The following is a 24,982-nucleotide window of genomic DNA, read 5'->3' on the forward strand; positions in this document are numbered from 1 at the left end:
TCCGCTCGACTTGCATGTATTAGGCACGCCGCCAGCGTTCGTCCTGAGCCAGGATCAAACTCTCCATAAAAGAATTTGAGTAAGCTCAAATTTGCTGGCATCATGTTTGATGTCCAAAATTGTTTGTCTCTTAAAAGAGACTACTTATTGTTAACGTTTTGCTTGTTCAGTTTTCAAAGTTCATTTCGTGCCCTCTGTTTGAGTGGCGACTCTTATTATGTTAACACCCAACTAATGTTATGTCAACACTTTTTTTGTTTTTTGTTATTATATTTCTAACAACAGTCTTTATATGATATCAACAAGTTTTTATTAAGTCAATACTTTTAAAACCTTTCGATATCTTAGCGACTTTTAATATAATATCAACTTCCTATCAATTAGTCAATACTTTTTACGAAATAATTTATCTATATAAACACTCGCCATTAATGCAAGATTATAATAGAACAAAAGAATACTGTTATTCTCTATCTATTTGTACTAACTGTAATTACCTCTATTGTAGAAAGGTATAATACCTATATTGATGATCGATAAAAAATGAAGAAGGAATTACACCCTGTAACTCCCCTTTCTCACTAATCTCCTATTGCTTTGCTACTCTTTTAAATTGACCACCAAAAGAAATAAAAATCCTCTTTCTTTTCTGCCTATCTATGACAATAGTTCAACTATAGTTTTCAGTAGATAATTAGCCTTTAGTAATTATACGTGAAATATGGAAATTACGAATAGTCGATAAGTCAATAATCTCACCTGTATTTATTAATTTTACTAATGGTCTTGTCAGTGCATATCGATTAATGAACATGACTTCTGCATATTCTAAATTTGATAACTCTACCTGTGTTCCAATCGGTAAATCGGCGATAATATCAATTAATGCTTGGACAACTTTAATATCAAACTTTCCAAACTCTTCTTCTTTAATCATTTCGATGACTTTAAAAGGGGATTGTTTAGAGCGATATAAGCGTTCACTTGTCATTGCATGGAAAACGTCTGCTACTGCAATAATTTGCGAATAAATAGTAATGACTGACCCTCGTTCTCCATTTGGATACCCACTTCCATCCAAACGTTCATGGTGTTGAAAAATTGCTTCTTTCATATCATTTTTTAAAGCTGTTAAACCTTTTACCATCTGATAGCTATATTCAGGATGTTTACGTATTTCTACAAATTCATCTGGTGTTAACGTTGTTTTCTTTTCACGAATACGGGTTGGGATCTTTGCCATTCCACAGTCAGCTAACATACCTGCAATAGCCATTTGAATTGCCGTTCCTCGATCATACCCCAGTTTTTGTGTAATCACACCTGCAATTAAGCCTGTTGCCACACAATGATGGTATAAATAATCTTTTACATTTGAATAACTATTTAAATCAAATATATAAGATCGTTTTTCTAGTACACCTTCAATTAATGGAATCATGACATTTCGAACTTTTGTAATATCAACACGTGCTCCTGCTTGCCAATTTTTAAATTCTTTATTTAAATAAGCAACAGCCTCTTTATAAGAACGTTCAAACGGTGTTACTGTCGGTACAGGTACTTCTATAATTACTTCTCTTTCTTCATCATCTTTAGCAAGGATTTCTTCCCGTCCTTTAAATATAAGCACTTTATTTATATGAAATGCTTTGAAAACATGAAGATGCTCATGGTTAATTTTAGTGTTTTTTAAAATTATCGGATATTGTGTGTTAGCAAAAATATCTTCAGCTACAACTTTCCCTAATCTTAAGTCTGATATATTTACATATGTAGCTTCCAATGTTAAAACCACCTTTAACAAAAAAGTTTTCTTTCATTGTATCGAAGTATGTAAACAAATGTAAGAACTAATTTATATTTTGCATCATATATTGAAAAAGAAGGGGGTCCAGAAAATTTCTGGACTCCCCTTTACTCCTCAATAATTCCCCATTAAGAAACATTGCTCCTGCGGTGGTCACATCAAAATGCCACCATCCTCGCCTCAAAGGTTCCGCCTCAAAATGTCTTTTCAGACGACCCCTTCTCTCACGATTATTCAGCTGTTGCTTCTGATTCTTCTAAATCTTCTATATCAGTTGCATCTTCTGTGTCTTCTTTTTCTACTTTTGCAACTGTAGCTACTAACTCATCTTCACCAAGACGAATTAAACGAACACCTTGCGTATTTCGACCAATGACAGAAATATCATTTACATCCATACGAATTAACATACCATTAATTGTAATGAGCATAATATCTTCTGAGCCACCAATTGTCTTCACCGCACACATCGGTCCGTTCTTTTCTGTCACTTGGATTGTTTTAATACCTACACCACCGCGACTTTGTAGACGGTATTCAGATTCAGATGTACGTTTTCCATAACCTTTTTCTGTTACAACGAGAATCTCTTGGCCTTCTTCTAAAATTTCCATACCTACTACATAATCGCCATCGCGCAATTTAATACCACGGACCCCTGCAGCTGTACGACCCATCGAACGAATATCTTCCTCTTTGAAACGAACTAACATCCCATCATGCGTACCAATCACTACTTGTTTCTGTCCATCTGTTAAACGAACTGAGATTAAATCATCCTCTTCATGTAAACTAATAGCAATTAGACCATTTGTACGGATATTCGCGAATTGCGACACTGGTGTACGTTTTGTAATACCTGTTTTCGTTGTAAAAATGAAGTATGCATCTTTATCAAATGATTCTACACGAATCATGGCTGTGACATGCTCATTTTTTTCGATATTTAACAGATTGACGATTGGTAACCCTTTTGCTGTACGTCCAAATTCAGGGATTTCATAACCTTTCGCTTTAAATGCACGTCCTTTTGAAGTGAAGAACAAGATTGTATCATGTGTAGAAGTAGATAGTAGATGTTCTACAAAATCATCTTCGTTTGTTCCCATTCCTTGTACACCACGACCCCCACGCTTCTGACTACGATATGTGTTCGCTGCTAGACGTTTAATATAACCATTATGTGTTAATGTCACAACAGAGTTTTCACGTGGAATTAAATCTTCATCTTCAATCGTTTCTAAACCGCCAGAAGTAATTTCTGTACGACGTTTATCATTGAATCGTTCTTTAATTTCTGTTAACTCGTTACGAATAATTTCTACGACTCTCGTCTCATCTGCTAAAATCGCTTTTAATTCTGCAATAAGCACTTGTAATTCTTGATATTCAGCTTCGATTTTCTCACGCTCTAATCCACTCAAACGCACTAAACGCATATCTAAAATTGCTTGTGCTTGTCGCTCTGTTAAGTTGAAACGCTCCATCAGCACAGGTTTAGCCTCATCCCCACTGCGGGAATTACGGATAATATTAATAATCTCATCAATATGATCTAGTGCAATACGTAAACCTTCTAAAATATGAGCACGATCTTCTGCTTTACGAAGTTCAAACGCTGTACGACGCGTAATGACAACCTTTTGATGTTCTAAGTAATGATATAACATCTCTTTTAAACTAAGTACTTTCGGTTGGCCATCTACTAAAGCCAGCATATTAATCCCAAAGCTCGATTGCATTGCTGTTTGTTTAAATAAGTTATTTAAGACAACGTTGGCATTGGCATCACGGCGAATCTCAATTACAACACGCATACCACGACGATCTGATTCGTCACGTAAATGCGTGATACCATCGATTTTTTTATCGCGAACAAGCTCTGCAATTTTCTCAATTAACTTTGCCTTATTTACTTGGTAAGGTAATTCATGAATTAAAATCGTTTCTTTCCCATTCGATGTTTGTTCAATTTCAACTTTCGCACGAATGATAATCGAGCCGCGCCCTGTTTCATACGCACGACGAATACCAGAACGACCTAAAATAATCCCACCTGTTGGGAAATCTGGTCCTGGCATAATCTCCATTAATTCTTCTGTTGTAATGGCTGGATTTTCTGAAATAGCTAATACAGCATCGATTGTTTCACCTAATTGATGTGGCGGAATATTTGTTGCCATACCAACGGCAATCCCTGCAGCACCATTGACTAGAAGGTTTGGATAACGAGCCGGTAATACTTTTGGTTCGTTTTCACTACCATCATAGTTCGGTTCATAATCAATTGTATCTTTGTTGATGTCACGTAGCATTTCCATCGCGATTTTTGACATACGCGATTCTGTATAACGCATTGCTGCAGCCCCATCGCCATCAATAGAACCAAAGTTACCATGACCATCGACTAACATATAGCGATAGCTAAAATCTTGCGCCATACGTACCATTGCCTCGTAAATAGAAGAGTCCCCATGTGGGTGAAATTTACCCATGACGTCCCCGACAATACGTGCACTCTTTTTATATGGTTTATCTGCTGTATTCCCTAGTTCCTGCATACCATATAAAATACGACGATGTACAGGTTTTAAACCGTCACGTACATCCGGTAATGCACGTGAAACAATTACACTCATCGCATAACTTAAAAATGATGTTTTAATTTCAGTTGTAATATTTCTTGATTCAATGTTTCCATGTTGAATATCAGACAAAATAAGGACCTCCTTCCAATTGCACTAAATATCCAAGTCTTGCACGTATACTGCATTTTCCTCAATAAAGTCACGACGAGGTGCAACTTCATCGCCCATTAAATGATCGAAAATTTTATCAGCTTCTATTGCATCATCAAGCTCTACTCGAATTAATGTACGGTGCTCTGGATCCATCGTTGTATCCCAAAGTTGTTCTGCATTCATCTCACCAAGACCTTTATAACGTTGTACATTCGGTTTTGGCATTTTCGGTAAACGCGCTAAAATCTCTTCTAATTCTTTATCTGAATAACAATATTCTACATGCTTTCCTTGCTTTACTTGATAAAGTGGTGGCTTCGCAGCGTACACATAACCCGCTTCGATTAATGGGCGCATAAAGCGGAAGAAGAATGTTAATAGTAATACACGAATATGCGCACCATCAACATCGGCATCTGTCATAATAACAATTTTATGATAGCGTGCTTTTTCTAAATTGAATTCTTCTCCAATTCCTGTGCCAAACGCTGTAATCATTGCACGAATTTCAGCATTCGAAAGAATCTTATCTAAACGCGCTTTCTCCACATTTAAAATCTTACCGCGTAGTGGCAAAATGGCTTGGAAGTGACGATCACGACCCGATTTTGCTGAACCACCTGCAGAGTCACCTTCTACAATATAAATTTCACATTCTGCTGGATTGGTTGATGAGCAGTCAGCTAGTTTCCCTGGCAAGCTCGATACTTCAAGCGCTGATTTCCGACGTGTAAATTCACGCGCTTTTTTCGCTGCAACACGTGCACGTGCCGCCATTGTTCCTTTTTCAACAACTTGACGTGCAACAGAAGGGTTTTCAAGCATAAAGCGTTCAAACCCTTCTGCAAATAGCTGGTTCGTAATTTGACTGACTTCAGAGTTACCTAACTTTGTTTTAGTCTGCCCTTCAAATTGTGGATCAGGATGTTTGACAGAAACAATAGCGGTTAACCCTTCCCGAACATCTTCCCCTGTTAAGTTAGCCTCGTTATCTTTAATTAAGTTAGCTTTCCGTGCGTAGTCATTAATCACACGTGTTAGCGCTGTTTTAAAGCCGGATTCGTGTGTACCGCCTTCATATGTGTTGATATTGTTTGCAAAAGACATAATCGTTGATGAGAAGCCTGCATTATACTGCATCGCTATTTCAACTGAAATACCGTCTTTTTCACCTGAAACATCAATCGGATCATGAATAGGCTCTTTGTTTGCATTTAAATGTTCTACATAAGAGCGAATACCACCTTCGTAGTAGAATACATTTTCACGTACTTCTGTTTCTCGCTCATCACGAATGATAATACGAATGCCTCGATTTAAGTAGGCCAATTCACGACAACGTGTTGCTAAAATATCGTATTCATACGTAGTTGTTTCACGGAAAATTTCACTGTCAGCTTTAAAGCGAGTTACTGTACCTGTTTCTTCCGAATCGCCAATAATCTTTAAAGGTTGTACTGTTTGACCGCGCTCAAATTTAATTGCATGAATATGTCCATCACGTTTTACATATACTTCTGTAGCAATAGATAAAGCATTTACAACAGATGCACCTACACCATGTAAACCACCTGATACTTTATATCCACCGCCGCCAAATTTACCACCGGCATGCAGTACTGTCATAATAACTTCAACAGCTGGTAAGCCCATTTTTTCTTGTAAGCTTACAGGAATTCCTCGGCCATTATCCTCAACGCGAATCCAGTTATCCGGCTCAATTGCTACAGTGATATCTGTACAAAACCCTGCTAATGCTTCATCAATACTATTATCAACAATTTCCCATACAAGATGATGCAAGCCTTTTGAACTCGTTGAACCGATGTACATACCTGGACGTTTTCGTACCGCTTCTAAGCCCTCTAATACTTGTATTTGGTCAGCATCATAATTTTGCTGTACTTTATTTTCCTCTAAAGCCACCTTGTCCACCTACTCTTTCGTAACTTCAGTATGCCTCTATATAAATAACATTAAGCCTTATATTATTGTTCGATCGTTCCTTGTTTCACATGGAACATTTTTGCGTTTTGAATTGTTTCATGGTGAATCCCGTCTACACTTGTTGTTGTAACAAATGTTTGTACTTCACCTTGAATTGTATTTAATAAATGGGACTGACGATAATCATCTAACTCCGATAATACGTCATCCAATAGTAAAATGGGCGCTTCTTTCGTTTCTTGCTTAATCAATTCAATTTCAGCTAACTTAAGTGATAGTGCCGTGGTTCTTTGTTGTCCTTGCGAACCGTACACTTGTACGTCATAGTCATTCACAAAAAATTGTAAATCATCTCTATGCGGACCTACTAATGTTACGCCACGTTCAATCTCCTTTTTTTTTGCCTCTGCCATTTTCTCTTCAAGATGTGCTGTCATCTGTTCAACAGACCACTCTGCGTTCATACCACTTACCGCTCGATACTTAATTATAAGCTTTTCTTTCCCTTGTGAAATCCCTGCATGAATAGGTTCAGCCCAAGCTTGTAATAGCTCCATAAACTCATAACGCTTGCGGATAATCTTCACAGCAGCTTGAATATATTGTTCTGTATAAACGTCAAACATCACATCATTTACGAGTGCCGCACGCCCTTGATTTGTCTTTAATAAATGGTTACGCTGTTTTAGTATTTTTTGGAAAGTCAATAAATCATGTAAATAAACGGGCGAGATTTGCCCAATTTCCATATCGATAAAACGACGTCTTATTTGCGGGCTGCCTTTTACAACATTTAAATCTTCAGGAGCAAACATCACAACATTCATCTGCCCAACGTATTCACTCAGGCGTGATTGTTCAATATGATTCACTTTCCCTTTTTTCCCCTTTTTAGATACCGTTAATTGTATCGGAATACTGCCATAACGTTTCTGTACAACACCTTCTATTTTACCATAGTCTTGTTCCCAACGTATTAATTCTTTATCGTTCGATGTGCGGTGAGATTTTGCCATCGCGAGCACATAAATGGATTCCATTACATTTGTTTTACCCTGTGCATTTTCACCGATGAACACATTAATCTTTGGAGAAAATTCAAGAGCAAGTGACTCATAATTTCGATAGTTAGTTAGCTGTAAACGCTCAATATTCATTATTAGTCTCCAATTTCACTCACAATACGGAAACGACCTATGCCTGGAATGTTCACAACATCTCCGTCACGTAATTTACGTCCACGGCGATCATCTACTTCCCCATTCACATACACGGTATTTTCTGATAAAAACCACTTAGCCATTCCACCAGAACTAATTGCATCTGTTATTTTTAATAGCTGTCCTAGTGTTATAAACTCTGTATCAATTATGATGTCCTTCAAAATCATTCATCCTCCGGTTAACAAGCTTTATCCTTTTATCATACCAAAAAAGTGTTTAAGAAGTAAAAGAGAGTTGCTTCAATTCGTTTTTGAAGCAACTCTCTTCTCTTTACTTAAATCGTTTAATATGTGCGTACAGGTAAGATTAATTGGAGAATAGAATCATCATGAACAGCACGTAAAATGAATGGACGCATTGCACCAGTAAATTGAATGATGACATCTTGCCCATCAATGGCTTTTAATGCTTCCATCATGTATTTTGCGCTAAATGAAATTTTTAACGTATCTCCTTCAAGTGATTCTACTTGTATTTGTTCTTGTACTTTTCCAATTTCAGGAGAGTTCGATGAAATTTCAATTACATTCCCTTCTAACGTTTCCAGACGAACAACGTTATTGCGATCTTCACGTGCTAAAAGAGATGCACGATCAATAGCTTGTAGCAATGCTTTCCCGTTAATCGTTACATTTGTTTGATAGCTCTCAGGTATTAAACGGGATGTATCAGGGTAATTCCCTTCTAGTAAACGGGAAAAGAACAACATGTTATCCGCTTTAAAAAGAACCTGTTGATTAGTCATAACAATTTGTACAGGGTTTGTAGAATCTTCTAAAATTTTGTTTAATTCATTTAAACTTTTACCTGGGATAACGACATTAGATACCCCTGAAGGTAATTGCTCTAATTTTGTTTTTCGGCGCGCTAAACGGTGACTATCTGTTGCAACACATACTAATTCGCCGTCTTGGATATTCCAATTTACCCCTGTTAAGACAGGTCTAGTCTCTGATGCTGCAACAGCAAAAACTGTTTCTCGAATAATTGATTTTAACAAATCTGCAGGAATTGTAAAGCGTTCTTCTGCTGAGATTTCTGGTAATAGTGGATATTCAATTGCATCTTGTCCAATTAAATGGAACTCTGATTTACCAGAACGAATATACGTCGCAAAGCCATTTGTTACTTCAATTTCAACATCGTTAGTTGGCAATTTACGGACGATTTCATTGAACATGCGTGCCTGTAATACAATTGAGCCTATTGTTGTAATCGTCATAATTTGTTCGCCGTTTTCTTCAGCTGGAATAAATGTCTGGATTGTAATATCTTGATCGCTACCTGTTAAACTAACTCCTTCGTTTGTTACATCGATTTTAATACCTGTCAAAATAGGCACAGTTGTTTTTGAGCTAACGGCTTTCATTACATCATTCAAACCTGCTAGTAAATAATCGCGCATAATCTCAAATTTCATCATTTTTACCTCACTTATATAATTATTTATTATTTAAAAGATTAATAGATATAGTAATAGGTCCTGTGGATTTGTGGATAAGTATGTTTTAACGGCATAAAATCAGTCTATCCACATGTAGATAGACTGTGCATAACTTAGTTGAAAAATACATATTTTATCCACAACATTACTTACCTAGCATATTGCGAATTTGTTTAATATCTTGCTGTAGTTGTTGATCGGTTTTAAGCAGTGAAGCAATTTTCTCATGAGCATGAATGACGGTTGTATGATCACGCCCACCAAATTCTTCCCCAATTTTAGGCAATGAAAAATCAGTGAGTTCACGTGATAAGTACATGGCTACTTGTCGTGGGAAAGCGATTGATTTTGTACGTTTCTTTGCTGAAAAATCTTCTAAACGAATATTAAAATGCTCTCCTACAGCATTTTGAATGTCTAAAATCGAAATCATGCGCGGTTTTGCATTTGGCATAATATCTTTTAATGCAGCAGCAGCCAATTCTGGCGTTACTTCCTCATGTACTAAAGAAGAGTAAGCAACGACCCGTATTAAAGCACCTTCTAATTCACGAATATTGGAATCAATCTGATTTGCTATATAGAGCATTACTTCATTTGGAATATCAAGCCCATCTGCTTTGGCCTTTTTACGTAAAATAGCAATACGTGTTTCTAAATCAGGTGGGGCAATGTCTGTAATGAGTCCCCATTCAAAGCGTGAACGTAAGCGATCCTCCAATGTTGGAATTTCTTTTGGTGGACGGTCACTTGATATAACAATTTGTTTAGATTCCTCATGTAATGTATTAAATGTATGGAAAAATTCTTCTTGTGTAGATTCCTTCCCCGCTAAAAATTGGATATCGTCTATTAACAGTACGTCAACATTGCGGTATTTATTACGGAAATCGATCGCTTTATTGTCACGTATGGAGTTAATAAATTCATTTGTAAATTTTTCAGATGACAAATACACTACTTTGGCATTTGGATTTTGTTCTAATACGTAATGACCGATTGCGTGCATTAAGTGCGTTTTTCCAAGTCCTACTCCCCCATAGATGAAAAAAGGATTATAGGCTTTCGCGGGTGCTTCAGCAACAGCGAGTGAAGCAGCGTGTGCAAATCGATTACCAGAACCGATGACGAATGTATCAAACGTGTATTTCGGATTCAGCATTCCGGGCGAAATATCATGTTGATCGCTTGACTTTCCTTGAATTTTTGGTGCTGGGAGCTCGAAATCTTCAGCCCCTTGATCTTTTTGAACAACGAATTTGATGAGCAAGTCTTCCCCTGTAAGTTCCGTTAAAATGCCTGTAATCAAGTGAACATAGTGATTTTCTAACCAGTCGCGTGCAAATGAATTGGGAGCTGCAATGGTCACGTTAGATCCCTTATAGGAAAGAAGTTTAGTTGATTTAAGCCATGTTTCGAAGCTTGGTTTTGAAATCTTTTGTTCGACTTGCGCTAGGACGTTATTCCATAATTGCTCTAAATGTTCCAAGCTTTTTCGTCCTTTCATAATGTTTTTACTCTATAAAAGTGAATAGATACTATTTATATTTCTCTAATTTTTTGTTACATTCACATAGTCACAGCTTGTGGATAAAATATATTCAATGTATGTGAAAAAAACTGTCCACAGATTATTAACAACTGTGGATAAAATATTTCCCAAAAAACTAGTCCACAAGAGAAAACATTTTTATCGTATCAAAAAAAATAAGTAATTTCAATACTTTCAATAACTTATCCACATAACTCCTGTTTATTCATATGAAAATTATCCACAGGCTATGAGTTTGTGAAAAAGTTGTAGATATCAGCTGTGGATAATTTAGAATGGCAGAAAAAATATCCACAATCATTTTGTGTAAGTAATGTTATAACTGTGGATAAAGATAGAAGATGATTGTTTGAGGGGAATATAAGGAAATAGGGAATTTTGGGTTAAACGTTGACAAAATAAGTGGTTGCTATATATAATAAGCAAGTCTGTATGGAAGAATATACGAACACTCATTTAGGAGGTGCAATATATAATGAAACGCACATATCAACCATCTAAACGTAAACACAGTAAAGTTCACGGTTTCCGCGCACGTATGAGCACAAAAAATGGTCGTAAAGTTTTAGCAGCTCGTCGTCGTAAAGGCCGTAAAGTTTTATCAGCATAAGTCCACTGAGCCACATCAGTGGTCTTTTTTTTCGTTATTTTTCATAGTTACATTGAAAAAGCAATAGATGGAGCTGGGATCTTTGAACAAACGCCAACGAATAAAAAAGAATGAAGAATTTCAGAAGGTGTTTAAAAAGGGGAAGTCATTCGCGAACCGTCAATTTGTCGTTTATTGTTTAAAAAAAGAAAACCAAACGGCGTTTCGTATCGGTTTATCTGTCGGAAAAAAGATTGGGAAAGCCGTGACACGGAATCAAATTAAACGCTATATTCGCCAAACATTTCTTGAGTTGAAAGACAACGTTCGCCAAGATATGGACTATGTTATTATCGCCAGAAATCCGGCGGCCACATTAGATTTTCACGAAACCAAGAAAAGTTTGGAGCATGTATTAAAGATTGCTAAAATGATGAAATAAAATGACAGATTATTTTATGCAACACTGAATACAGTGATTCTTGAAACAATTAGTAGAGTGTAAGCGCCAACACATGGTAAAATAACCTCTATAGAAGAAAATTGAATAGTTGCTCTAGGAGGAAGAAGGCTTGAAGAAAAGACTTTGGGTTATTCTGACGCTTGTGTCAGTAGCATTGCTACTTTCAGGATGTACAGAATTTGACCAACCGATTTCAGCCGAAAGTAAAGGCTTTTGGAATGAATTTATCGTTTGGCCACTCGTATCATTTATTAAGTATTTTTCAGATCTTTTAGGCACTTATGCGTTAGGGATTATCGTTGTAACAATCATTATTCGTTTAGCGATTTTGCCATTAACAATTAAGCAAATTAAAAGCTCGAAAAAGATGCAAGAGATTCAGCCGAAATTAAAAGAGCTTCAAGCAAAATATAGCTCTAAAGATGCTGTCACTCAGCAAAAGTATCAACAAGAAATGATGGCATTAATGCAATCCTCAGGTGTAAATCCACTTGCTGGGTGTTTACCAATTTTTATTCAGATGCCAATTTTAATCGGCTTCTATCATGCTATTAGCCGTATGAATGCAACACCTGTTTATGAATTAGGTACATTTATGTCCATTCCACTCGCTGAACCAAGTATTATTCTTGCTGTCGTAGCAGGTTTAATTCAATTTGTTGTATTAATGACTGGTCCAGCAATTGATAACCCACAAATGAAAGTTATGATGTATATCATGCCATTAATGATTATTGGTTTTGGTATTGTTTTACCAGCAGCCTTATCGTTATACTGGGTAGTCGGAAATATCATTTCGGTATTACAAAACCTTGCAATTTACAAACCTTGGAATAAGAAAACGGATACTGCTACTACAGGAGGAGCAAAATAGTGAAACAAATTACGCAAATAGGCGCAACAGTCAATGAAGCGATCTCATTAGCGTTACAAAAGCTTGGCAAAACCCGTGAGCAAGTAGATGTAGAAGTTTTACAAGAAGGTAAAAAAGGATTTTTAGGTTTTGGTGCACGCAATGCAGAAATACGCGTCACAGTGAAAGAAAATGTTCAAGCAATTACTGAGGAAGAAATTGTAACTGAACCTCAGTCAGTTGAGTCGGCTAAAGGGGACCAACCAATCATTCAACAATCTGTTGAAGACAAGCCTGCCAGCGAAGAAAACGGGGAAGAGCCAGTTCAAGTCGTAAATGACGATCAACCTGAAGTGCAAGAACAAAATCCTATTGAAGAGGCAAAAGCATATTTAATGCAGATTGCCCTTGCAATGGATATTACAGATTTAAACATTTACACGGAATCAGAAGGCAAATACGTATCATTTAAGCTAGAAAGTGAGAAAGCAGCATTTTTAATTGGTAAGCGTGGTCAAACATTGAATGCATTGCAACAATTAACACAACTCGTATTAAATAAAAGTGCTCAGTCTTTTATGCTTGTAAAGCTGGATGTAGAAGATTACCGTGAACGCCGTCAAGTATCGTTAGAACAACTAGCAGAGCGGATGGCAGATAAAGCTATTCGTACACGTAAAGCTGTTAAATTCGAACCGATGCCGTCGTATGAGCGAAAAATTATTCATAACGCACTGGCAAATCGATTGGATATAGAAACGTATTCAGAGGGCGTTGAGCCAAATCGCTATTTAGTGATTGAGCCACTTAAGTAAACATACAGACAATGGACAGAGGTATCGCAACTTGCGACTGCCTCTGTTTTTCTTTTGTAGCAACATGAGATATTCATTCGTGTTACGTTGTCTTAAGAAGTAAGGAAAAAATAAGATCCCTCGGTAACAGGAAAGTAAAGGATATGCTACTTTTAAATTAGCTTCACTTTAGATTTTAAGGAAAATATGTTAGTCTAAATTGTTAGTAATTATAGAGCATCTACGAATTATCCACATGTGGATAATTCAGACTAATTGTAAGCACGCATATGTTCATGTTTGTCTTCACATGTTTTTATTGCAGTCTGAAATTTTTTTAAAATAAATAAGGTTCAATACCAAAATATGTTCTTGATTAAAAAATGTAGGATTATAAAAGCACATGGAGTGAAGGGCGGCGACTCCAGCGGGAAAAGCGAGATAGTCGAGACCCCGCAGGAGCGAAGAATGAGCGACGAGGAGGCTCGACCTCGCCCGCGGAAAGCGTCCGCCCGTAACGGAATGTGCGGTCAAGTACACGTTTTGGTGAAGAGCCATAAATAAAGTACACCGTTTTCGGTATTCATATAGGAGGCTACAAAATGGAGTTTGATACAATTGCTGCGATTTCCACACCAATGGGTGAAGGAGCAATTGCAATCGTCCGTTTAAGCGGAGATGAAGCAATTCGTATTGCAGATACAATATTTAAAGCGCCAAACGGCAAACGTTTAACAGAGGTCGCAACCCATACTATTCATTATGGACATTTAGTGGACCCTAAAACAGATGAGGTAGTAGAGGAAGTCATGCTCTCTTTAATGCGCGGACCGAAGACATTTACACGCGAGGATGTAGTAGAAATTAACTGTCATGGCGGGTTAGTATCGGTCAACCGTGTACTGCAGCTTGTACTTCGAAATGGTGCACGATTAGCGGATCCAGGTGAATTTACAAAGCGTGCCTTTTTAAATGGTCGCATCGATTTATCGCAGGCCGAAGCCGTGATGGATTTAATTCGTGCGAAAACGGATCGTGCGATGAATGTAGCACTTGGTCAAATGGATGGCAAACTATCACGTTTAATCAATTCCTTGCGTCAAGCACTGCTTGAGACACTGGCGCATGTGGAAGTGAATATTGATTATCCTGAATATGACGATGTAGAGGAAATGACCATTCCGATTTTGCTTGAAAAATGTACATGGGTACGAGATGAAATTCTGAAGTTGCTTCAAACGTCATCACAAGGGAAAATTTTACGTGAAGGTTTATCAACTGTTATTTTAGGCCGTCCGAATGTAGGGAAATCTTCGCTATTAAATAGTTTAGTGCATGAAAATAAAGCGATTGTGACAGATATTGCAGGCACAACTCGTGATATTATAGAGGAATATGTCAATGTACGTGGCGTACCGTTACGCTTAGTGGATACAGCAGGTATTCGTGAAACAGAGGATATCGTAGAGCGCATTGGTGTGGAACGTTCACGTGAAGCATTAAAGGGAGCAGATTTAATCCTTCTCGTGTTAAACTATGGAGAGGCATTATCGCCTGAAGATGAACGTCTATTTGAAACAATTCAACAGATGGACTTTATCGTTGTTGTCAATAAAACAGATTTAGAGCAAAAGATTGATTTAGAACGTGTTCGTGCACTTGCAGGTGACCACCGTGTTGTGACCACTTCGCTATTAAAAGAAGAAGGTGTGATTGAATTAGAAGAGGCAATTGCAGCACTATTCTTTGAAGGGCAAGTTGAAACAGGTGATTTAACCTATGTATCGAACTCTCGCCATATTGCTTTGCTACACCAAGCACAAACATCTATTGAGGATGCATTAAACGCGGCAGAAGCAGGTGTACCTGTTGATATGATTCAAATTGATGTAACGCGTACATGGGAGATTCTTGGTGAAATCGTCGGTGATACCGTACAAGAAAGCCTAATCAACCAACTGTTCTCACAGTTTTGTTTAGGAAAATAAAGCCATGGTCACACAGATTCCATAAATGTAGACCAACATTTAGAAGATATATTTTATATACGTAAAGTTATTTGTAGAAAGGAAGAAAGAGCATGCCAACAACTTATGAGGCAGGCACATATGATGTAATTGTCGTCGGCTCAGGACATGCTGGGGTAGAAGCAGCATATGCAGCAGCGAAATCCGGCGTAAAAACATTAATGCTGACAATCAATTTAGAGCTAATTGCCTTTATGCCCTGTAACCCGTCAATCGGCGGTCCAGCTAAAGGCATCGTCGTACGTGAAATTGATGCGTTAGGCGGCGCAATGGGCAAAGTAATAGATAAAACGCATATTCAAATGCGTATGTTAAATACAGGGAAAGGACCAGCTGTTCGTGCATTACGTGCGCAAGCCGATAAAGTCCTATACCAGCGTGAAATGAAACGCCTGCTTGAAGCGCAAGAAAACTTGCAAATTCGTCAAGCTATGGTGGAAGAGTTAATAATAGAAGATGGGGAAGTAAAAGGTGTTGTGACACAAGTCGGTGCCATTTTCCGTGCTAAAGCAGTCATTTTAACAACAGGTACATTCCTGCGCGGTGAAATCATTTTAGGTAATTTAAAATACTCATCTGGTCCTAACCACCAGCAGCCATCTATTCGCTTAGCCGATAATTTAAAAGAATTAGGCTTTGATATGGTACGCTTTAAAACAGGTACACCACCACGTGTCAACAGTCGTACAATCGATTATTCCAAAACAGAGATTCAACCAGGTGATGATGTACCACGTGCGTTCAGCTTTGAAACAACAGAGTACATCATGGATCAGCTCCCTTGTTGGTTAACGTATACAAGTGAAGAAACGCATGACATTATTCAAAATAATCTACACTTATCTCCGATGTTCTCAGGGATGATCAAAGGAACAGGTCCGCGTTATTGTCCTTCAATTGAAGATAAAGTAACGCGTTTTGCGGATAAGCCACGTCACCAAATCTTCCTTGAGCCAGAAGGTCGTGATACACAAGAAGTATATGTACAAGGCTTCTCAACAAGTTTACCAGAGCATATTCAACGCGAAATGGTGGCAAGTATCCCAGGTTTAGAAAACGCTGAAATTATGCGTTCTGGCTACGCTATTGAATATGATGCCATTGTGCCCACTCAGCTATGGCCAACGCTTGAAACAAAGGCGATTAAAGGGTTATACACAGCGGGTCAAATTAATGGTACATCTGGCTATGAGGAAGCAGCTGGTCAAGGGTTAATGGCTGGTATAAATGCAGCAGCCAAAATACAAGCGAAAGAAGAGATTATTTTATCTCGTTCCGATGCGTATATCGGTGTATTAATTGATGACTTAGTGACAAAAGGGACGAACGAACCGTATCGTTTATTAACATCACGTGCAGAATATCGTTTATTATTACGTCATGATAACGCGGATTTACGTTTAACAGATGTCGGTTATCAAGTAGGCTTAATTTCAGAAGAACGGTACACACATTTCCAACAGAAACGTGAACAAATCGAAGCGGAAATTGCCCGTTTACGCGACATCATCGTAAAGCCGAACGCTAAAACACAGGAAACGATTCGCTCAGTTGGTGGAACAGAGTTAAAAGATGGTATTCGCGCGTCGGATTTAGTGAAGCGTACAGAAATGACTTATGACCTTGTAGCTGAGTTGATTGAGCCAGCAGCGGTTGAATTATCAGAGGAAGTACGTGAGCAAATCGAGATTCAATTGAAATATGAAGGTTATATTCAAAAAGCACTGCAACAAGTGGAAAAGCTAAAGAAGATGGAAGATAAGAAAATTCCAGAGGATATCGACTATGATGCTATTTCAAGTTTAGCGACGGAAGCACGTCAAAAATTAAAGCAAGTACGTCCATTATCGATTGCACAGGCGAGCCGTATTGCAGGTGTAAACCCTGCTGATATTTCTATTTTACTTGTATACATTGAGCAAGGGAAAATTGCCCGTATAGTAGAGTAAACCATATTTCTTAGTAGATATTTATCAGGGGGTGTCCCGAAAGCTGTTACTTTCTGGACGCCCCCATTTTATAAAGGAGACGAACATGAACGAACAACAATTTATCGAAGCTTTAGCAGCTAAAGGCATTGAGCTAACAGAGACACAAGTGGCCCAGTTTAAAAAATATTTTGAGTTGCTTGTTGAGTGGAATGAAAAAATGAATTTAACAGCGATTACCGATGTAGAAGGTGTCTATTTAAAGCATTTCTATGATTCAATTAGCGCATCCTTTTATTTTGACTTCACAAAGGTTGTATCCGTATGTGACGTTGGGGCAGGAGCTGGTTTCCCGTCCATTCCAATCAAAATTTGTTTCCCCCATTTACATGTGACAATTGTAGATTCGTTAAATAAACGCATTACATTCTTAAACCATTTATCAGAAGAATTACAATTAGAAAATATGTCATTTGTCCATTCTCGTGCAGAAGAATTTGGCCAAAATACAAAATATCGTGAGCAGTTTGATGTGGTGACAGCTCGTGCAGTGGCGCGTCTTTCAGTACTCTCAGAGCTATGTATTCCACTAGCAAAACAAGGGGGATCATTTGTAGCGTTAAAGGCCGCAGCTGGTGCACAAGAGCTAAAAGAAGCTAAAAAAGCGATTACAACGTTAGGGGCTTCGTTAAAAGAAGAATTTAACTTCCTGTTACCAGTTGAGGAAAGTGAGCGTTCATTGTTTGTATTTGATAAGATAAAACAAACACCGAAGAAATACCCACGCAAACCAGGTGTTCCAAATAAAACACCAATTCAGTAAAATGAAGTAGAAAAGAGAAATAATTCGTTGTTTTCATGCATATACATTTATATTTAAGACATTATGTATAAAATTAACGTTTTATGGACTATGTACATTTCTTCTCGTATCATAAATAATAGTTATATATTGAGCAAGATAGTTTCTTAAAGGTGGTGCCAGTGGATGAAGAGTCCTTTTTCACGTTGGTTCGGAGGCGGAAAACAAGAATCCGAAGTGAAAAGTGAAGTAGAAGTGGTGAGTACAGCTGCAGAAGAAGTAGTGAAAATTCCAATCGATAAAATCGTCCCAAACCGTTTCCAACCTCGAACTGTTTTTGATGAAGAAAAAATTGAAGAATTATCAAGAACAATTCATACGCATGGTGTGATTCAACCGATTGTATTACGTCCGAGCGCGGAAACGGAAGGAATGTATGAGATTATTGCCGGTGAACGCCGATATCGTGCAATGAAAAAACTACAATGGGAAGAAGTACCAGCAATTGTCCGTACGTTAAATGATAAAGAAACGGCATCCATTGCGTTAATTGAAAACTTACAACGTGAAGAATTGACGGCAATCGAGGAAGCTTTAGCGTATCAACAACTGCTTGAACTTCATTCACTGACGCAAGAGGCACTTGCTCAACGTCTAGGGAAAGGGCAGTCAACGGTGGCGAATAAACTTCGCCTACTGAAGCTCCCACAATTTGTGCAAGAGGCCATTTTAAACAGAGAAATTAGTGAGCGTCATGCCCGTGCTTTAATTGCCATCAAAGATGAACAATTACAAATGCAATTAATCGCAGCGGTCAAGGAAGATGACTGGAATGTTCGCCAATTGGAAGAACAAATCTATCAAATTCTTAATCCTCAAGAAGAACAGTTAGAAGGTCAGCAAGAGGAAAAGCCGCAACCACAACGTGCGAAACGTAAAGCGATTAGTAAAGATATACGTATTGCATTAAATACGATTAAGCAATCGTTATCAATGGTGACAAAAAGCGGAATTGCTGTTAAAACAGAAGAAGAAGATAATGATGAATACTATCAAATTACGGTGAAAATCCCGAAAAAGAAATAGTAAAAACTCCCGAACTGAATAATTGTTCGGGAGTTTTTTATTACTAAAATAAAGCCAGGAACTTAACATTTTACGATAGTCTGTTCCTATTATCATAAAAACAGTTAAATTATAGAATATTTTGACGACTCGGCGTCTCCTTTTTGTTAGAATGAAAGAGTATTAGTTTAGAAAGTTTCGTGTAAAAAAAGAGAGCATTTAACGAATATCGAAGTTGAAAGCAGGTGCACAAATGGGAAGAACTATTGCAATTGCCAATCAAAAAGGCGGCGTTGGGAAAACAACGACATCTGTCAATTTAAGCGCATGCCTTGCTTACCTAGGAAAGAAAACACTACTCGTAGATATTGACCCACAAGGTAATGCCTCAAGCGGTGTCGGCATTAACAAAAAAGAAATTGATGGGTGCATCTATGATATTTTAATCGATGATGAACCGATGAAATCGTATGTTCATGAAACAAAAGTAGAAAATTTATGGGTTGTACCTGCCACAATGTCATTAGCAGGAGCAGAAATTGAGCTTGTCTCTGCTATTTCACGTGAAGTACGTCTAAAGCGTGCACTGGATGAAATGAAAAATCATTACGATTATATTATTATCGACTGCCCGCCATCACTTGGATTATTAACAATTAATGCATTAACTGCTTCAGATGGTGTGTTAATTCCTGTACAATGTGAATATTACGCATTAGAGGGACTGAGTCAGCTCCTATCGACGGTACGTCTAGTGCAAAGGCATTTAAACAAAGAGCTAATTATTGAGGGGGTACTTTTAACAATGCTTGATGCACGTACAAATTTAGGTTTACAAGTCATTGAAGAAGTGAAAAAGTATTTTCGAGATAAAGTGTATAGGACGATTATTCCACGAAATGTGCGTTTAAGTGAAGCGCCGAGTCATGGGAAGCCTATTATTTTGTATGATGCTAAGTCACGCGGATCGGATACGTATTTAGAGTTAGCAAGGGAAGTGATTAAAAATGGCTAAAGGATTAGGAAAAGGAATTAATGCATTTTTCCCGGATGAATCGATTCATAGCGAAAATACGGTGGAGTATATTGCGATGGGTAAATTAATTGTGAATCCGTTCCAACCACGTCAAATCTTTAATGAAGAAGCATTAAAAGAATTGGCGGAGTCCATTAAAGAACATGGCATTATTCAACCAATTGTTGTGCGACCAAAAGAGAAGAAATATGAAATTATTGCTGGTGAGCGACGTTTTCGTGCTGCTCAAATGGCCGGTTTAAAAGAAGTGCCTGCCATCGTAAAAGACATGACAGAACAGCAAATGATGGAAGTAGCTATTCTAGAAAATTTACAACGAGAAGATTTAACGCCAATTGAAGAAGCTGAGGCGTATAGTAGCTTAATTGAAAATTTACATTTTACACAAGAACAATTAGCTAAGCGATTAGGGAAAAGCCGTTCATACATTGCCAACCATATTCGTTTGTTACAATTGCCAGAGGAAGTACGTAAGTCGATCAATGAAGGTGTACTATCAATGGGACATGGGCGTACATTGTTGGGATTAAAGAATAAAGGGCGCATTCAAGAGATTGCGAATAAAGTACTTGCACAAGGATTAAATGTGCGGCAGTTAGAAGCACTTGTGCATCAATTAAATGAAAATGTTTCACATGAAACAAAGAAGAAAGTGAAAAAGGATGTCTTTGTAGAAGCAACCGAGTCACAACTGCGTGATTATTTTGGTACAGGCGTACAAATTAGAAAGCAGAAAAATAAAGGTAAAATTGAAATTGAGTTTTATTCGGAAGATGATTTAGAGCGTATTTTAGAAATTTTAAACGTGAAATTAGATTAACCGTAGAGCTCTCTTAAAAGAGGGCTTTTATTATTGGATAGGGAGCTTGTCATCATGATTTTACTCGGGTCATTTTTAAATGCTTTATTTATTATTATGGGGGCACTAATCGGCAGAGTGTTCCGAAATATCCCAGAAAAAATGAAAGAAACAGCGCTTTCTATTATTGGACTTGCTGTTGCCGTATTAGGGATTCAAATGGGGTTTGAAAGTAACAATTTTGTCATTGTTATTATTAGTTTAGTGATAGGTACGGCACTTGGTGAGTGGTTTGATTTAGACCGTATGTTTAACCGTTTTGGGCAATGGATTGAATTCTTACTTATGCGTGGGAAAGTTAAGAAGAGCAATAGCTCCATTGCGGAAGGTTTTGTCACAGCATCACTTATTTTTGTGATTGGCTCTATGGCCATTCTTGGTGCTTTAGATAGTGGCTTACGCAATGACCATGACGTACTTATCACTAAAGGGATTATCGATGGATTTACATCGATTATTTTAGCATCGACACTTGGAATTGGTGTATTATTATCTGCTGTTCCAGTATTTATTTATCAAGGGGCAATTGCGCTTTTAGCAGGTGCCATTAGTGTCTACATCCCAGAAGCCGCGCTTGATTTGTTCATTCGTGAAATGACCGCAACTGGTGGGATCATGATTATGGCGATTGGGTTAAATATCGCAGGCTTAACGAAAATTCGAATAGCCAATTTGCTGCCGAGTATTATAATAGTGGGCGTAATTGTTGCTATATTGTTTGTTTTTCAGTAAATGACGTTGCCAAGCAAGCGTTAACGCACGGGCAATGGCTATACTCATAGAATGTGTAACATGTAACCGCGTATTTTGTAGTACCATTGTTTCCATAAAGCCACCAACATTCACAACCCCTTTAATCGAGATATCTCCGATGGGGGGGAGTTCTTTTTTGACAGCCTTTCCTGGATATAAGGCACTATCTCTGACGATGATAGAACCGATCGATCCTTCTTCGCCAAGGCAAGCATCAATGGCTATAATAAATGGGCAAGGTGTACGTGTTTCTAACTCTGCCTGTGTTTCCAGTAAATTCAGTGCATGAACAGGCTTTTCAAGTGTGCCGAGCACTGTAAATGGGAAGGCATAGCTTTGGATTAATTGATTACCTACCAATGGTCCAAGTGCATCACCCGTGGAACGATCCGTACCGATACAACAGAAGACAAGTTGTTCATGATCAAATGGAATATGTTCCAGAAAGAGTTCACTTAGTTGCCAAACTGCACTTGCTTTCTCATAATGAATAACATAATGAAATGTGGAAGGTTGTTGCATAAAATGACCTCACTTTTACATGTAATAATCTACGCGTATTTCAAATGGAAATACGTTATATTTATGCAGTATATTCAAAAATAGACATTGCTATACAAGAGGTGACAAATTTGGAAGAAGCAAAGACGGATTTAAGCTGGATCCATAAGAAATCTACTGAAATATGGGATTTTCTAACGAGTGAGGAACTTTGGGATTTTATACTTGTCGCATCGCTTAAAATTATTGCTATTGTAATCACGTCCTATCTAGTTGTATTTATTGGGAAAAAATTCATTGCAAAAGTGTTTTTATTGCGTATACGGTCGCCATTAAATCATTCAGAACGTCGTCAAAAGACCATTTTAAAGTTATTACAAAGCGTATTGTCTTACTTAGTCTATTTTTCTGCGATTATGGGCATTTTATCGAGTTTACACATTCAAGTAGCCGGGCTTTTAGCTGGGGCAGGGATTGCCGGGTTAGCAATCGGCTTTGGTGCACAAAGTTTAGTAAAGGATGTTATTACAGGCTTCTTTATTATTTTTGAAGATCAGTTTGGTATTGGCGATTATATTCGGGTGAACGCAGCAGAAGGTACGGTCGTAGAAATTGGGTTACGTACAACCAAAATTAAAGGTGTCACAGGTGAACAGTTTATTATTCCAAATGGTGCGATTACGGATGTAACGAATTTCTCGATTAACAATTCAAAGGCGATGATTGATTTACAAGTCGCTTTTGATGCAGATATTGAAAAGGCAGAGAAGGTAATTAATCAGTATTTATCGACTTTACCTGAAGTGCACCCTGAATTAGTTAGTCCGCCCACATTTTTAGGGGTACAAAATATTACAGGGACAGAGGTAACGATTCGCATTATGGCAGAAACGTTACCCCTTCAACAGTATGCGGTAGCTCGAACAATTCGTAGAGATGTAAAAGACCTACTTGAGAAAAATGGTATTCCGATTCCTTACCCCAAAATGATGCTATATGATCGCGTAATGGGGCGTGAAGTGGAAGGAGGAGAGTAAGTGTGGAAGAAAAACAATTTAATTTACATGACATCGTAGAAATGAAAAAGCAACATCCTTGTGGAACGAATGCTTGGAAAATTATTCGGATGGGGGCTGATATCCGCATTAAATGTGAGGGATGTGGTCATAGTGTCATGATTCCCCGCCGTGAATTTGCGAAAAAGATGAAAAAAGTATTACAACATGCAGCAGAGCAGTAATTTGACCCGATTAGACTTTTTTTGAGTGAATCAATATAATAGATGAGGTTATAAAAAGAGAACATACTTAACGAACATAGAAAGGTTGTGTCCATTTATGGCATTAACAGCTGGTATTGTCGGTTTACCTAACGTAGGTAAATCCACGTTATTCAACGCAATTACAAAGGCAGGGGCACTTGCTGCGAACTATCCATTTGCTACAATCGATCCAAACGTCGGCATTGTAGAAGTACCTGATGCACGTTTAGCTAAATTAACAGAGCTTGTAACACCAAAGAAAACAGTCCCAACGTCATTCGAGTTTACGGATATTGCGGGTATCGTAAAAGGAGCTTCTCAAGGGGAAGGGTTAGGAAATAAATTCCTTTCTCATATCCGTGAAGTCGATGCGATTTGCCAAGTGGTACGTTGTTTCGAAGACGAGAATATCACACACGTAGCAGGTGCAGTAAACCCAATTGATGATATTGAAGTCATCAACTTAGAGTTAGTATTAGCAGATTTAGAATCTGTCGACAAACGTCTTCAAAAAGTAAGCAAAATGGCAAAACAAAAAGATAAAGAGGCGTTGATTGAAGAGCCAATTTTATCAAAAATCAAAGCTGCGTTAGAAGCAGATCAACCTGCACGTGCAGTTGAATTAACAGATGATGAGTTAAAAGTCATTAAAGGTCTTCACCTTTTAACAATCAAACCAATGCTATATGTAGCAAACGTATCTGAAGATGAAGTAGCAGATGCAGATAACAATAAATACGTACAAATGGTGCGAGAGTTTGCAGCGAAAGAGGGCTCTCGTGTCATTACCGTTTGTGCCAAAGTGGAAGAAGAAATTTCTGAGCTAGATGACGAAGAAAAAGCTATGTTCTTAGAAGAGTTAGGTATTAAAGAATCAGGTTTAGATCAATTAATCCGTGCTTCTTATGACTTATTAGGCTTAGCTACTTACTTCACTGCTGGTGTACAAGAAGTACGTGCTTGGACATTTCGTAAAGGCATGAAGGCGCCACAATGTGCGGGCGTGATCCACTCTGACTTCGAGCGCGGATTCATCCGTGCAGAAACAGTGGCATATGATGATTTAGTAGAAGCTGGCTCACATACGGCAGCAAAAGAAGCGGGTAAAGTTCGTTCTGAAGGTAAAGAATACGTTGTGCAAGATGGCGACGTTATGCTATTCCGTTTCAATGTATAAAAATGAAATAAAAACTGTCTCCCTTTTGGGTGACAGTTTCAGACTGTAGACAAACTCGAAAATTTCGAGTTTGTCTACAGTCTTTTTTCTTTATAAAATAAAATTAAAAGATATTCTTGAAAATAAAATTAGCACTTACTACTAGAGGTGATAGATA

At 37.8% G+C, this 24,982-nt stretch carries 22 protein-coding genes and 1 rRNA gene; 14 read left to right on the top strand and 9 right to left on the bottom strand.

Annotated elements, in window-relative coordinates:
• From AAGS61_RS20225 to dnaA, 8 genes are all read right to left on the bottom strand, one after another.
• A 16S ribosomal RNA gene (locus AAGS61_RS20225) occupies nucleotides 1–70 on the bottom strand; the annotation flags it as partial.
• Between the two features lie 624 nt (nucleotides 71–694).
• A complete protein-coding gene (locus AAGS61_RS20230) occupies nucleotides 695–1,786 on the bottom strand; it encodes an HD-GYP domain-containing protein (RefSeq protein WP_391376337.1) in 1,092 nt (363 codons plus the stop codon).
• Nucleotides 1,787–2,040: 254 nt separating this feature from the next.
• Nucleotides 2,041–4,527 carry a DNA gyrase subunit A gene (gyrA, locus tag AAGS61_RS20235; protein ID WP_391376340.1) on the bottom strand — a complete coding sequence of 829 codons (2,487 nt, stop codon included), beginning with the start codon at nucleotides 4,525–4,527 and terminating at the stop codon, nucleotides 2,041–2,043.
• Nucleotides 4,528–4,551: 24 nt separating this feature from the next.
• Nucleotides 4,552–6,477 carry a DNA topoisomerase (ATP-hydrolyzing) subunit B gene (gene gyrB, locus AAGS61_RS20240; RefSeq protein WP_391376343.1) on the bottom strand — a complete coding sequence of 642 codons (1,926 nt, stop codon included), beginning with the start codon at nucleotides 6,475–6,477 and terminating at the stop codon, nucleotides 4,552–4,554.
• Between the two features lie 62 nt (nucleotides 6,478–6,539).
• Entirely contained in the window at nucleotides 6,540–7,655 is a 1,116-nt protein-coding gene (gene recF / locus AAGS61_RS20245; RefSeq protein WP_391376346.1) for a DNA replication/repair protein RecF, read from the bottom strand.
• A 2-nt stretch (nucleotides 7,656–7,657) separates the two neighbouring features.
• Nucleotides 7,658–7,888, bottom strand: coding sequence for a S4 domain-containing protein YaaA (yaaA, locus tag AAGS61_RS20250; protein WP_391376349.1), 231 nt, complete (start codon nucleotides 7,886–7,888; stop codon nucleotides 7,658–7,660).
• 116 nt (nucleotides 7,889–8,004) lie between these two features.
• Nucleotides 8,005–9,141 (bottom strand): DNA polymerase III subunit beta, encoded by a 1,137-nt coding sequence (dnaN, locus tag AAGS61_RS20255; RefSeq protein ID WP_391376352.1) that lies wholly within the window; start codon nucleotides 9,139–9,141, stop codon nucleotides 8,005–8,007.
• 169 nt (nucleotides 9,142–9,310) lie between these two features.
• Nucleotides 9,311–10,672, bottom strand: coding sequence for a chromosomal replication initiator protein DnaA (gene dnaA / locus AAGS61_RS20260; RefSeq protein WP_391376356.1), 1,362 nt, complete (start codon nucleotides 10,670–10,672; stop codon nucleotides 9,311–9,313).
• Between the two features lie 520 nt (nucleotides 10,673–11,192).
• Between dnaA and rpmH the strand changes: the two genes are divergently transcribed.
• The 11 genes from rpmH to AAGS61_RS20315 all read left to right on the top strand — a co-directional run bounded on the left by rpmH (nucleotide 11,193) and on the right by AAGS61_RS20315 (nucleotide 21,865).
• Nucleotides 11,193–11,327: a 50S ribosomal protein L34 gene (gene rpmH, locus AAGS61_RS20265; protein ID WP_036152184.1), complete on the top strand. Its 135-nt coding sequence runs from the start codon at nucleotides 11,193–11,195 to the stop codon at nucleotides 11,325–11,327.
• Nucleotides 11,328–11,409: 82 nt separating this feature from the next.
• Nucleotides 11,410–11,748: a ribonuclease P protein component gene (rnpA, locus tag AAGS61_RS20270; RefSeq protein ID WP_391376361.1), complete on the top strand. Its 339-nt coding sequence runs from the start codon at nucleotides 11,410–11,412 to the stop codon at nucleotides 11,746–11,748.
• Nucleotides 11,749–11,878: 130 nt separating this feature from the next.
• Entirely contained in the window at nucleotides 11,879–12,643 is a 765-nt protein-coding gene (gene yidC, locus AAGS61_RS20275; RefSeq protein ID WP_391376364.1) for a membrane protein insertase YidC, read from the top strand.
• The gene (jag, locus tag AAGS61_RS20280; RefSeq protein WP_391376367.1) at nucleotides 12,643–13,437 is read left to right on the top strand and encodes an RNA-binding cell elongation regulator Jag/EloR; all 795 of its coding nucleotides are present in this window, start codon (nucleotides 12,643–12,645) and stop codon (nucleotides 13,435–13,437) included. Before yidC ends, jag begins: the two co-directional genes overlap by 1 nt.
• Before the next feature lie 581 nt (nucleotides 13,438–14,018).
• On the top strand, nucleotides 14,019–15,404 hold the full coding sequence (gene mnmE, locus AAGS61_RS20285; protein ID WP_391376370.1) for a tRNA uridine-5-carboxymethylaminomethyl(34) synthesis GTPase MnmE: 1,386 nt from the start codon (nucleotides 14,019–14,021) through the stop codon (nucleotides 15,402–15,404).
• A gap of 92 nt (nucleotides 15,405–15,496) precedes the next feature.
• A complete protein-coding gene (mnmG, locus tag AAGS61_RS20290; protein ID WP_391376373.1) occupies nucleotides 15,497–17,392 on the top strand; it encodes a tRNA uridine-5-carboxymethylaminomethyl(34) synthesis enzyme MnmG in 1,896 nt (631 codons plus the stop codon).
• An 85-nt stretch (nucleotides 17,393–17,477) separates the two neighbouring features.
• Nucleotides 17,478–18,194 (top strand): 16S rRNA (guanine(527)-N(7))-methyltransferase RsmG, encoded by a 717-nt coding sequence (gene rsmG / locus AAGS61_RS20295; RefSeq protein ID WP_391376376.1) that lies wholly within the window; start codon nucleotides 17,478–17,480, stop codon nucleotides 18,192–18,194.
• Nucleotides 18,195–18,359: 165 nt separating this feature from the next.
• Nucleotides 18,360–19,259: a nucleoid occlusion protein gene (gene noc / locus AAGS61_RS20300; protein WP_391376379.1), complete on the top strand. Its 900-nt coding sequence runs from the start codon at nucleotides 18,360–18,362 to the stop codon at nucleotides 19,257–19,259.
• Between the two features lie 232 nt (nucleotides 19,260–19,491).
• Nucleotides 19,492–20,253, top strand: coding sequence for a ParA family protein (locus AAGS61_RS20305; RefSeq protein WP_391376382.1), 762 nt, complete (start codon nucleotides 19,492–19,494; stop codon nucleotides 20,251–20,253).
• Nucleotides 20,246–21,094: a ParB/RepB/Spo0J family partition protein gene (locus tag AAGS61_RS20310; RefSeq protein WP_391376384.1), complete on the top strand. Its 849-nt coding sequence runs from the start codon at nucleotides 20,246–20,248 to the stop codon at nucleotides 21,092–21,094. Before AAGS61_RS20305 ends, AAGS61_RS20310 begins: the two co-directional genes overlap by 8 nt.
• A 54-nt stretch (nucleotides 21,095–21,148) precedes the next feature.
• Nucleotides 21,149–21,865, top strand: coding sequence for a DUF554 domain-containing protein (locus AAGS61_RS20315; protein WP_391376398.1), 717 nt, complete (start codon nucleotides 21,149–21,151; stop codon nucleotides 21,863–21,865).
• Here AAGS61_RS20315 and yyaC read toward each other — a convergent pair.
• Nucleotides 21,782–22,408 carry a spore protease YyaC gene (yyaC, locus tag AAGS61_RS20320; RefSeq protein WP_391376387.1) on the bottom strand — a complete coding sequence of 209 codons (627 nt, stop codon included), beginning with the start codon at nucleotides 22,406–22,408 and terminating at the stop codon, nucleotides 21,782–21,784. The genes AAGS61_RS20315 and yyaC overlap by 84 nt on opposite strands.
• Nucleotides 22,409–22,518: 110 nt before the next feature.
• Between yyaC and AAGS61_RS20325 the strand changes: the two genes are divergently transcribed.
• From AAGS61_RS20325 to ychF, 3 genes are all read left to right on the top strand, one after another.
• Nucleotides 22,519–23,424 (top strand): mechanosensitive ion channel family protein, encoded by a 906-nt coding sequence (locus AAGS61_RS20325; RefSeq protein WP_391376389.1) that lies wholly within the window; start codon nucleotides 22,519–22,521, stop codon nucleotides 23,422–23,424.
• Between the two features lie 2 nt (nucleotides 23,425–23,426).
• On the top strand, nucleotides 23,427–23,627 hold the full coding sequence (locus AAGS61_RS20330) for a DUF951 domain-containing protein (protein WP_391376392.1): 201 nt from the start codon (nucleotides 23,427–23,429) through the stop codon (nucleotides 23,625–23,627).
• Nucleotides 23,628–23,724: 97 nt separating this feature from the next.
• On the top strand, nucleotides 23,725–24,825 hold the full coding sequence (gene ychF / locus AAGS61_RS20335) for a redox-regulated ATPase YchF (protein WP_391376395.1): 1,101 nt from the start codon (nucleotides 23,725–23,727) through the stop codon (nucleotides 24,823–24,825).
• Nucleotides 24,826–24,982 lie beyond the last annotated feature (157 nt).

The organism is Lysinibacillus sp. KU-BSD001, from assembly GCF_042920265.1.
In the GTDB taxonomy this organism is placed as follows: Bacteria; Bacillota; Bacilli; order Bacillales_A; family Planococcaceae; genus Lysinibacillus_B.